We start from the raw sequence: 10200 nt of genomic DNA, 5'->3' as shown, positions 1-10200 counted from the left end.
TGAGGCATTCCCACGCAGAGCGTAGGGAACGATCTGATGGGCTATTTAGGGCCGAGAATCTTCACCAGCTTGTCCGGCGACGGCGCGCCTTGCTGTTGCTGCAAGCCACCCTTGTCATCCAGACTGATCGTTCCCACGCTCTGCGTGGGAATGCAGCCCAGGACGCTCTGCGTCCCAAAGCGTGACGCAGAGCGTCACCTGAGGCATTCCCACGCAGAGCGTAGGGAGCGATCTGATGGGCTATTTAGGCCCGAGAATCTTCACCAGCTTGTCCGGCGACGGCGCGCCTTGCTGTTGCTGCAAGCCACCCTTCACTGATCATTCCCACGCTCTGCGTGGGAATGCAGCCCGGGACGCTCTGCGTCCCAAAGCGTGACGCAGAGCGTCACCTGAGGCATTCCCACGCAGAGCGTAGGGAGCGATCTGATGGGCTATTTAGGCCCGAGAATCTTCACCAGCTTGTCCGGCGACGGCGCGCCTTGCTGTTGCTGCAAGCCACCCTTGTCATCCAGATAGAAAATCGCTGGCGTTGCCGACAGTTCCAGCTCTTCCATCAACTTCATGTTGGCATCGAGCTTGGCTTCGATATCCGCCGGAATCTTGTCCAATGCCTGCAATTTGCTGCCCTTGCCGGCGGCTTCGTGTTCTTCCAGGGCTTTTTGCGGGTCTTTGGCGGCCAGCAGCGCGGCGGATTTGCCTGGGCTGTCTTCGCGAATGATGCCGACCATGATGTGGCGCAATTGCACCTTGCCGGCCTTGACCCACGGACGTGCCTGTTCCCAGAACATGTTGCAGTACGGGCAGTTGGGGTCACTGAACAGGTAGACGGTGCGCGGCGCGTTTTTGTCGCCGTCCTGGATCCAGTTGCTGTGTTCCATCTTGGCCCAGACTTCCTTGGCCATCGGCGCGTACACCAGTTTTTCCAGTGGCGCGTTGCTCAGGTCATTGCCCTGGGCGTCGTACAGGTTGCCGGCCAGCACACTTTTGCCGTCCGCGGTCAGGTACAGCGCCATGCCACGGTTCTGGTATTGCGCGGCGTAGCCGGTGAGGCCGCTGGGCGCGTCGAACTTGCCGAGGATCTTGGCACCCTTGGCTTCGATCTGTTTGATCGGCGCCGGCCAGTCTTCGGCCTGGGCCAGTGTGGCCGCAAGCGTCAGCGGCAGCAGGGTCAGCAGGTGGCGGAGTCTTGGCATGTCGGTTTCCTTGTGGCAGCAGGGGCAGTGTCGAAGGGTTCCATGGCACGGGCCAGGCTGGCCTGGGACAACTCGCCCAGGTGGCTGTTGATCAGGCGCCCATCGGCTTGGTAGAACAGGGTTGTCGGCAAGGCCATCGAACCCACGGCCTGGCCAAGGCGGCCACTCGCATCAAACAGCACGTTGTCGAGGGTCAGGCCCTGGGTGGCGAGAAAGGTGCTGACGCTTTGCATGCTTTCGGCCTGGTTGACGAACAGGAAGGTCACGTCCGGGCGTTGGTGTTGCGCACGCTCCAGCACCGGCATCTCGCGGCGGCACGGCGGGCACCAGGTGGCCCAGAGGTTGATCACCAGCGGCCCGCCTTTGTAGTCGGCCAGTTGCACCACGTCGCCATTGGCGTTGCGCAAGGTAATGTCCGGCAATTGTGCGCCCTTGTCGTAGAGGCTCAGGGACACACTGGTCAGGCCCCAGAACACCAGGCCCGTGACTACCCCGGCACTCAGCGGTGTGCGCATGGCCGGACGGCGCCAGCCGTAGAACACGGCGCCCAGCACCAGTGCAATCACGCCGGGCCAGGGCAGGAAGCCGCCGTCGCGCAGGTCGACTATCTGCAATGGGTCGTGGCTGTAGTCGCTCCAGTACATCAGTACAAAGCTTAAGCGTGCCACCAGCATGCCCAGCAAAAACAGGCTGAACAGCACCGATTCGGGGTTTTCACCGCCACGCTTGGCCACGCGCCAACCCACCAGCGTGGCGAGAATCAGCGCGCTGATCAGCAGGATGTGATTCAGGGCGATGGCGAACGTACCGATGGTCAGGGTCAGCATCAGCGCGCGTCTCGGGTTTGCGTCCAGCGTTGCAGGAAGGCGGCGGCATCCACTTCGCCGGTGATGCGTTGGGCGCGACGTTCTTCACCGTCCGGGCCGATCCACACGAAGCTCGGTGGCCCCGGCACCTTGTAGCGCCCGAGCAGCTCGCGGCTGGCGGCGTTGTCGGCGGTGACGTCCAGGCGCAACAGGCGCACGTCTTTAAGCGCGTCCATCACCTGGGGTTGGCCGAAAACTTGTTTTTCCATGATCTTGCATGACACGCACCAGTCGGCGTAGTAGTCCACCAGCACCCACTGGCCCTGGGCCTTGGCGCTGTCGAGCTGGCTTTGCAGCACGGCTGGGTCGTTGATGGTCATGAACGCATCGTGGGCGCTGGGTGCAGCGCCAACCTTGGAGCCGCTGTAAACCTTCAACGGTTGCCACAGGTCGTCACTGCCACCGGCCGCGCCCACTACCAGCAGCGCGCCCCACAGGCCCAGCACCAGCGAGCCGGCGCCGAATACCTTGGCCGCCAGCCCGTATTCGCGGGCAAGTGTCCAGCCGCAGTAGGCCATCACCAGCGCCAAGGCGCCCCACAGGCCGAGCCACAGGCTTTCGCCGACCACCGGGCGGATCATCAGCACGGCAGTGCCGAGGAACAGGAAGCCGAAGATGCCCTTGAGCACGTTCATCCAGGTGCCCGGCTTGGGCAGGAAACGGTTGCCTACGGTCACCAGCAGCAACAGCGGAATACCGATGCCGATGCCCATGGCGAACAGGATCAGGCCGCCGTGCAGCGCGTTGCCGCTCTGGGCGATATACAGCAGGGCACCCGCCAGTGGCGCGGTCATGCACGGGCCGACCAACAGGCCGGACAGCGCACCGAGAATACCGGCGCCGACCAGGCTGCCACCGCTTTGCTGGCGGCTGACGTTGTCCAGGCGATCACGCAGGAAGGTCGGCAGTTGCAGTTCAAAGAAGCCGAACATCGGCAGGGCCAGGATCACAAACAGCGCGGCGAAGCTGCCAAGGATCCACGGCGTTTGCAGAAGGGCGGCAAGGTTGCCGCCCAGCAGCGCGGCCAGTACGCCGAGCGCCGCATACACCAGCGCCATACACACCACATAGCTGCTGGCCAGGGCAAAGCCACGGCGGGGGCTGGCGCCGCTGCCGACCACCAAACCCGCGAGGATCGGCAGCATCGGCAGCGAGCACGGGGCAAATGCCAGCAGCAGGCCCAGGCCGAAGAACACCAGCAGGCTCCAACCCAGGCTGCGCTGTTGGAGGCCGCTGGCCAGGCTTTGGTCCTGGGCTTGTGCGGTCGCCGCAACAGCCGGGTTGCCGCCCAGGTCTACAGTGATCGATTGCGGCGGGTAGCACAGGCCGGCATCGGCGCAGCCCTGCCAGCCGAGCTTGAGCTGGCCGGTGGCGCCCGCCGGGATCTTCACTTCCAGGCCCTGGCGGTACACTTGCTGTTCGCCGAAGAATTCATCGCTGTGGGCTTCGCCTTGCGGCAGCACGGGTTTTTCCGCCAGCCCGTCGAACTTCATGCGTTGCTGATAAAGGTAATAACCATCGGCAATCTGCCAATACAGCTGGGTTTCGCCGCTTTCAAGGCGCTCGGAGGTAAAGGTGAACGCTTTGCCCACCGGCAGGAAGTCGGGTTTGCTCTCGAATGGATTGCCCGGCGCGGCCTGGGCGAACCCTGCGAATAACACCAGCAGAAAGGTAAACAGATACCGCATGGTCAAGCCTTAGTTTGATGCAAGTTAGGCACACAATGTGTGGCGTTGATTAACCGATGATTAACCGGGCGCTATTCTAAACTGAGCCTGCCGGTTTTCACGGCATAATCGGCGCTTAATCCGCCCAACCTTTAATTCCCCCATCTTTCATGAAGGGTTAACCATGCACGTACTGGTCTGTGAAGACGACGAACTGATCGCCAGCGGCATCGTGGCCGGGCTTGGCGCCCAGGGCTTTACCGTCGAGCGCGTGGCCTCGGCCGCCGCCGCACGCGCGATGCTCAAGGCCGCCACGTTCGACATCATGGTGCTCGACCTCGGCCTGCCCGATGAAGACGGCCTCAAGTTGTTGCAACAACAGCGCAGCCAGGGCCTGGAAATCCCGGTGCTGATCCTTACCGCGCGCGATTCAGTCACCAACCGTGTCGACGGCCTGCAAGCCGGTGCCGACGACTACCTGCTCAAACCCTTCGACCTGCGTGAACTTGCCGCACGCCTGCAAACCCTGTTGCGCCGCGTGGCGGGGCGCCGGGTCAACCTGATCGAACATGGCCAACTGGCCTACGACCCCAGCAGCCGCGAAACCTTCCTGGCTGGCCAGCCGGTCGACCTGTCGCGCCGCGAGCAAGCCTTGTTGCAAGCCCTGTTGCATAACAAGGGCCGTGTGCTGTCCAGCGAACAGCTTAAAGACAGCGTCTACGGCTTCAACGACGAACTGGAAAGCAACGCTCTCAACGTGCACATCCACCACCTGCGGCGCAAATTGGGCAACGGCATCGTCGAAACCGTGCGCGGCCTGGGTTATCGCCTGGGCACGGCGGATGGGGGAGAGGACGCGTCGTGATGAGTTTGCGCCTGCGCCTGACGTTCAAGTTGGGCGCCGCTTTTGTGCTGATCTGGATTCTGGCAGCCGCCTGGATGCTCAACGATCTGCGCAACCAGATGATGTTTTCCCTCGACCAGCGTCTGGTGGCATCGGCGCGCATGGTGGCCGGGCTGACCGAGCAGATGCCGGGCCTGGCCAGTGTGAGCGGCGCGCCTACGCATTTGCGCACTGAACAACTGAACGTGCCAGGCGGCATGGCCTGCCAGGTCAGCTCCCTGCGCGGGGAAATCCTGGCGCGCAGCCACATGACCCCGGATGAAGGCCTGGAGTCGCGCAAAAGTGGCTTTCGCGACCAGATTATCGACGGTGTGGGCTGGCGCAGCTTCACGTTGTCCCGTGGCGACCTGCTGATCACCACCGCTGACCGCCAGGTGGAGCGTGAGGCGCTGAACCTGTCGATCCTGTTGGCGGCCTCGGTGCCGGTGGGCGTAGCCCTGCTGGGCTGCCTGTGCCTGCTGTGGCTGGGCATCGGCCAAAGCCTGTTGCCACTTAACCGCATGCGCGATGCCCTGATGCGCCGCAGTGCCGACTCCCTCGAACCGCTGCAGATTCACCCACTGCCCAGCGAGTTGAAGCCGCTGCTCGACACCCAGAACCAACTGTTGCAGCGCATTGCCAAGACCATCGAGCGCGAGCGCCGACTCACCGGCGATGCCGCCCACGAACTGCGCAGCCCGCTGACGGCGATCAAGACCCACCTGCAAGTGGCCCGCATGACCGACGGCGCCGCCCGCGACCAGTCCCTGGCCCACGCCGAAGAGGGCGCCGACCGCTTGCATCGCACCCTGGAGCAATTGCTGCTGCTGGCGCGGGTCGAGGGCAGCTTGTCGTTTGACGATGGCTTGCAATCAAGCGCCGAACAAGTGGCGCGGCTGGCGATTCAGGATGCCAATGCCGGCGATAACCGCCGCATCGACCTGATCCTGGCGGACAACCTCACGCAAGCGCCGGTGGAAATTCCGGTGGCCCTGGCGGTAGCGGCCTTGCGTAACCTGTTGGATAACGCGCTGCGCCATACGCCGGGTGACACTCGCGTTGAGCTGAGCGTGTTCACCAGCGCCGACACCGTGGTATTTCGCGTGCGCGACCATGGCAAGCAGATTTCTGCCGAAGACTTGCAATACCTGACCCAACGTTTCTGGCGCAATGGCAGCAGCGAGGGTTGTGGCTTGGGCCTGGCGATCGTGCAGGCCATCGTGCAGCGCTGCTCCTGCTCGCTGAAATTCGACAGCCAACCGGATGGCCTGCGGGTCGATCTGGGGATGCCGTTGCGACGCTGAGGACTTTTCTTCAAGCACTGAATAATTACCGCCCGCCTGACATTGATCCCTTCAGGATGGCGGTAATTTTTTTGCGTTTGAACGGGCTGAATGACTCAGCCTGTATTGAAAAGGACGGTTCTTATGTTGGTGATCGACAGCAGTTTCCCCGCTAAAGATTTTAATCAACGCAATGGCGAGGCTGTGCGGCAGGTGATCCTGCATTACACCGCGGCGCCCTTTGCGTCGTCTTTGCGTACCCTGACACAAGGTGGCGTCAGCGCTCACTATTTGCTTCCTGACCCTGATGAGCCCAGCTATGGCGCTGCCGGTTATGACGAACTGCGGGTGTTTCGCCTGGTGGACGAGGACAAACGGGCCTGGCATGCCGGGGTTAGCCATTGGGGCGGGCTGGATAACCTCAACAGCCGTGCGATCGGCATCGAGATCGTCAATTTGGCGCGCGATGATGCCGGGGTCTTTACCTTCCCCGAATATGGCCGGGAGCAGGTTGATACGTTGATCGCGTTGGTTCGCGACATGCTTGGGCGTTATCCGCAGGTGGGGCCTCTGGATGTGCTCGGGCATTCGGATGTGGCGTATTGGCGCAAGAGTGATCCGGGGCCTCGGTTGCCTTGGCGGTACTTGTTCGAGGCCGGGATCGGCGCCTGGTTTGATGAGACTACGCGCAGGATGTACCAGCGACGGTTTTGTCTTGGGTTGCCGCCGGAAGTAGAGGTGGAGCGGGCATTTCAGCGGTGCGGGTATAAACCGGCCTGGAACCGGCAGGCGTTTGAATGGAGGACGCGGGCGTTTCAGATGCACTTTCGGCCGCGCGATTATTGCGGGGTGCTGGATGGGGAGACGTGTGCGATTTTGTATGCGTTGAATGATCGCTATCGAGGGATTTGATCCTTCCCACGCTCTGCGTGGGAATGCCGCCCTGGACGCTCTGCGTCCCGCAGTCGACCAAAAACCACAACAAGCCTAAATCCCCCCAGCGCTGGTGCGTCTCCAGAACATGAAATCCGCACATACGCGGATCGCCCGTTTGGTCACCCCTACCCGCGTATTGAGGGATCGAGAGATGTCAGTCGCTACCAGCCGTATCGAAGACGCACCGGTGCATGCAGGCGCAGCACCGGTGGAAACGCTCTACCACTTCGAAGAAACCCCACTGCTGGCCCGCCAGCGTCAGCAGGAATCCAATGCCCGCAGCTACCCTCGGCGTATCCCGCTGGCGCTCAAGCGGGCCAAGGGCATCTACGTGGAAGACGTCGAAGGCCGTAGCTTCATCGACTGCCTAGCCGGTGCTGGCACCTTGGCATTGGGCCACAACCACCCGGTGGTGATCGCAGCCATCCGGCAGGTGCTGAGCGACGAGCTGCCACTGCACACGCTCGACCTGACCACGCCGGTCAAGGACCAGTTCGTCCAGGACCTGTTCGGCCTGCTGCCGGCAAAGCTTGCGCAAGAAGCGAAAATTCAGTTTTGCGGCCCCACCGGCACTGACGCGGTGGAAGCCGCGCTGAAGCTGGTGCGCACTGCCACGGGTCGCAGCACGGTGCTGTCGTTCCAGGGCGGTTACCACGGCATGAGCCAGGGCGCGCTGAGCCTGATGGGCAGCCTGGGGCCGAAAAAGCCCTTGGGCGCTCTGCTGGGTAATGGCGTGCAATTCTTGCCGTACCCCTATGACTACCGCTGCCCATTCGGGCTGGGCGGCGCAGAAGGCGTGCGGGTCAACCTGCATTACCTGGAAAACCTGCTCAACGACCCGGAAGCCGGCGTGCTGTTGCCGGCGGCGGTGATTGTCGAGGTGGTGCAGGGCGAGGGCGGTGTGATCCCGGCCGATCTCGACTGGTTGCGCGGCCTGCGACGCATCACCGAGCAGGCCGGTGTGGCCTTGATCGTGGATGAAATCCAGAGCGGTTTCGGTCGTACCGGCAAGATGTTTGCCTTTGAACACGCCGGCATCATCCCGGACGTGGTGGTGATGTCCAAGGCCATCGGCGGCAGCTTGCCGCTGGCGGTGGTGGTGTATCGCGACTGGCTCGACACCTGGCTGCCGGGTGCCCATGCCGGGACTTTCCGGGGTAACCAGATGGCGATGGCGGCGGGCTCGGCGGTGATGCGCTACCTCAAGGAACACGACCTGGCCGGCCATGCGGCGGCCATGGGCGAGCGCCTGGCTGAGCACCTGCGCATCCTGCAGCGCGACTTCCCGCACCTGGGCGATATTCGTGGGCGTGGGCTGATGCTGGGCGTTGAGCTGGTCGACCCCAACGGCACGCCCGATATCCAGGGCCACCCGCCGGTGCATCGCCAACTGGCACCGCTGGTGCAGCGCGAATGCCTCAAGCGTGGCCTGATCCTGGAGCTGGGCGGCCGGCACGGCAGCGTGGTGCGCTTCCTGCCGCCGCTGGTGATCACCGCCGCCGAAGTCGACCGCGTGGCCGAGATCTTCGGGCGTGCGCTGGTGGCAGCCGTCGCCAGCCTCTAATTTTTAGCGGGCCTGGTACGTTTCTACAGATATCAGTGCTGCGCGTGGTGCGCAGCCAGTTTTTTAGCGATGGAGAACAGCAATGACCTCAGTATTTGACCGCGACGACATCCTGTTTCAGGTAGTGGTCAACCACGAAGAACAGTATTCCATCTGGCCCGACTACAAAGTGGTGCCCGAAGGCTGGCGCACCGTGGGCAAGAGCGGCCTGAAGAAAGAATGCCTGGCTTACATTGAGGAAGTCTGGACCGACATGCGCCCGTTGAGCCTGCGCCAGAAGATGGATGGCGCTGCGCTGGCTGGCTGACACGTCGGAGCACTGTGAGCGGGCTTCCTGTGGCGAGGGAGCTTGCTCCCGCTGGGCTGCGGAGCAGCCCCAAAAACGGGAGTGCTTCGCACTGGAGCGCCAGCCCGGTCCAGCGCGAGCAAGCTCGCTCGCCACAGAAAGCGCTTCGCTACTGCTTTGTGTTGGTATACAGATAATCCGTCGCCAACGACGCCAGCGTCCGCACCCCCACCACCAACGCCGACTCATCCACAAAGAACCCCGGATTATGGTTCGGCGCCGCTTTGCTCATGTCCTGATCCCTCGGCGTCACCCCCAGAAACACAAACAACCCCGGCGCTTCCTTGGCGTAAAACGAGAAGTCCTCGGCGCCGCCCACCAGTGGGCCTTGCACCACATCATCCTTGGCCGCCCAACGCAGGCTTGGCAGCATTTTTTCGGTGAGTGCCGGGTTGTTGATGGTCGGGTCGTATTTTTCGATGATCGTGACTTCGGCCTTGGCGCCACCGCTTTCGGCGATTTTCTCCACCGTCTGGCGCACGTCCGCGTGCAGTTTCTGGCGAATACCGTAGTCGTAGGAACGGATGGTGCCGCTCATGTCCACCGACTCGGGGATGATGTTGTAGCGGGTGCCGCCGTTGATGGTGCCGATGCTCACCACCGACGGAAACGACGAGATGTCGGTGCGCCGACTCACCACGGTCTGCAAACCGACAATGGTCTGCGCGCCGACGGTGATCGGGTCGATGCCGTCCCACGGGCGGCCGGCGTGGGTCTGTTTGCCGAGGATCTTGATGCGCAGGTCATCGGAGCTGGCCAGGGTCGGGCCAGGCCGATAGGCGATCTGCCCGGCAGGCACACCGGCCCAGACATGCAGGCCGAACACCGCGTCCGGCTTGGGCGCTTTCATCACACCTTCCTGCACCATCATTTTCGCGCCCCAGGTGTTTTTGCCGTCGGGGATAAAGTCGCTCGGGCCTTCTTCGGCCGGCTGGAAATAAAACACCACGGTGCCGGGCAGGCGCTCACGCATGCCGCTGAGGATTTTCGCGGTGCTCAGTAGGATTGCCGTGTGAGCATCGTGGCCGCAGGCGTGCATCACGTCGACTTCCTTGCCCAGGTAGGTGCCTTTGGCTTTGGAGGCAAAGGGCAAGTCGGCGACTTCCTTGACCGGCAGCGCATCCATGTCGGCACGCAGGGCCACGGTCGGGCCGGGCAGCGCGCCTTTCAAGATGGCGACCACGCCGGTGCGGGCCACGCCGGTTTTGACGTCAAGGCCCAGGTCGCGCAGTTGTTTGGCGACCAGTTCGGCGGTGCGGGTTTCGGTATTGCCCAACTCGGGGTGGGCGTGAATATCGCGGCGGGTTTCCAGCAACGCCGGTTCGAGGATTTTGGCCTGGGCGGCGATTTCTTCCCGGGCAGCATCCTGGCCGCTGCTGGCGGCAATCACCGCGCTGCTGGCGAGCCCGCACAGCATGCCGAAAACCCATTGGTGTGTCAGACCGTTTAAACGCATACAGAC

9 protein-coding genes and 1 pseudogene are annotated in these 10200 nt (G+C 62.9%); 5 read left to right on the top strand and 5 right to left on the bottom strand.

What is annotated here, in order from left to right:
• Positions 1-41: 41 nt before the first annotated feature.
• The 4 genes and pseudogenes from HBO41_RS00820 to dsbD all read right to left on the bottom strand — a co-directional run.
• Positions 42-122, bottom strand: a pseudogene (locus HBO41_RS00820) (thiol:disulfide interchange protein DsbG); the annotation flags it as partial.
• 309 nt (positions 123-431) lie between these two features.
• On the bottom strand, positions 432-1193 hold the full coding sequence (gene dsbG, locus HBO41_RS00815; protein ID WP_017134984.1) for a thiol:disulfide interchange protein DsbG: 762 nt from the start codon (positions 1191-1193) through the stop codon (positions 432-434).
• Positions 1169-2020 carry a TlpA disulfide reductase family protein gene (locus tag HBO41_RS00810; RefSeq protein ID WP_017134985.1) on the bottom strand — a complete coding sequence of 284 codons (852 nt, stop codon included), beginning with the start codon at positions 2018-2020 and terminating at the stop codon, positions 1169-1171. The genes dsbG and HBO41_RS00810 overlap by 25 nt, the downstream gene beginning before the upstream one ends.
• Positions 2020-3747 (bottom strand): protein-disulfide reductase DsbD, encoded by a 1728-nt coding sequence (gene dsbD / locus HBO41_RS00805; RefSeq protein ID WP_169984801.1) that lies wholly within the window; start codon positions 3745-3747, stop codon positions 2020-2022. The genes HBO41_RS00810 and dsbD overlap by 1 nt, the downstream gene beginning before the upstream one ends.
• Before the next feature lie 163 nt (positions 3748-3910).
• Here dsbD and HBO41_RS00800 point away from each other — a divergent pair, with 163 nt between their 5' ends.
• The 5 genes from HBO41_RS00800 to HBO41_RS00780 all read left to right on the top strand — a co-directional run bounded on the left by HBO41_RS00800 (position 3911) and on the right by HBO41_RS00780 (position 8699).
• Positions 3911-4591, top strand: coding sequence for a response regulator transcription factor (locus HBO41_RS00800; RefSeq protein WP_017134987.1), 681 nt, complete (start codon positions 3911-3913; stop codon positions 4589-4591).
• Positions 4591-5913: an ATP-binding protein gene (locus tag HBO41_RS00795; protein WP_169984800.1), complete on the top strand. Its 1323-nt coding sequence runs from the start codon at positions 4591-4593 to the stop codon at positions 5911-5913. Before HBO41_RS00800 ends, HBO41_RS00795 begins: the two co-directional genes overlap by 1 nt.
• A gap of 123 nt (positions 5914-6036) precedes the next feature.
• Positions 6037-6804, top strand: a complete 768-nt coding sequence (locus tag HBO41_RS00790; RefSeq protein WP_017134989.1) for an N-acetylmuramoyl-L-alanine amidase — start codon at positions 6037-6039, stop codon at positions 6802-6804.
• A gap of 175 nt (positions 6805-6979) precedes the next feature.
• Positions 6980-8392, top strand: a complete 1413-nt coding sequence (locus tag HBO41_RS00785; protein ID WP_169984798.1) for an aspartate aminotransferase family protein — start codon at positions 6980-6982, stop codon at positions 8390-8392.
• An 82-nt stretch (positions 8393-8474) separates the two neighbouring features.
• Positions 8475-8699: an MbtH family protein gene (locus HBO41_RS00780; RefSeq protein WP_017137860.1), complete on the top strand. Its 225-nt coding sequence runs from the start codon at positions 8475-8477 to the stop codon at positions 8697-8699.
• A gap of 148 nt (positions 8700-8847) precedes the next feature.
• Here the strand turns inward: HBO41_RS00780 and HBO41_RS00775 are convergent, their stop codons facing one another.
• Positions 8848-10194, bottom strand: a complete 1347-nt coding sequence (locus HBO41_RS00775; protein WP_169984796.1) for an amidohydrolase — start codon at positions 10192-10194, stop codon at positions 8848-8850.
• Between the last annotated feature and the right edge of the window lie 6 nt (positions 10195-10200).

The organism is Pseudomonas sp. WS 5146 (genome assembly GCF_012985495.1).
GTDB classification, from domain to species: Bacteria; Pseudomonadota; Gammaproteobacteria; order Pseudomonadales; family Pseudomonadaceae; genus Aquipseudomonas; species Aquipseudomonas edaphica.
The sequence above is the reverse complement of the archived record's forward strand: the minus strand, read 5'-3'. Positions and strand labels throughout refer to the sequence as shown.

Bases quoted from the DNA above. Each gene is read 5' to 3' on its own strand.
- HBO41_RS00810 (WP_017134985.1), bottom strand. From the start codon at position 2,020: ATGCTGACCCTGACCATCGGTACGTTCGCCATCGCCCTGAATCACATC.
- dsbD (WP_169984801.1), bottom strand. From the start codon at position 3,747: ATGCGGTATCTGTTTACCTTTCTGCTGGTGTTATTCGCAGGGTTCGCC.
- HBO41_RS00780 (WP_017137860.1), top strand. From the start codon at position 8,475: ATGACCTCAGTATTTGACCGCGACGACATCCTGTTTCAGGTAGTGGTC.
- HBO41_RS00800 (WP_017134987.1), top strand. From the start codon at position 3,911: ATGCACGTACTGGTCTGTGAAGACGACGAACTGATCGCCAGCGGCATC.
- dsbG (WP_017134984.1), bottom strand. From the start codon at position 1,193: ATGCCAAGACTCCGCCACCTGCTGACCCTGCTGCCGCTGACGCTTGCG.
- HBO41_RS00795 (WP_169984800.1), top strand. From the start codon at position 4,591: ATGAGTTTGCGCCTGCGCCTGACGTTCAAGTTGGGCGCCGCTTTTGTG.
- HBO41_RS00785 (WP_169984798.1), top strand. From the start codon at position 6,980: ATGTCAGTCGCTACCAGCCGTATCGAAGACGCACCGGTGCATGCAGGC.
- HBO41_RS00790 (WP_017134989.1), top strand. From the start codon at position 6,037: ATGTTGGTGATCGACAGCAGTTTCCCCGCTAAAGATTTTAATCAACGC.
- HBO41_RS00775 (WP_169984796.1), bottom strand. From the start codon at position 10,194: ATGCGTTTAAACGGTCTGACACACCAATGGGTTTTCGGCATGCTGTGC.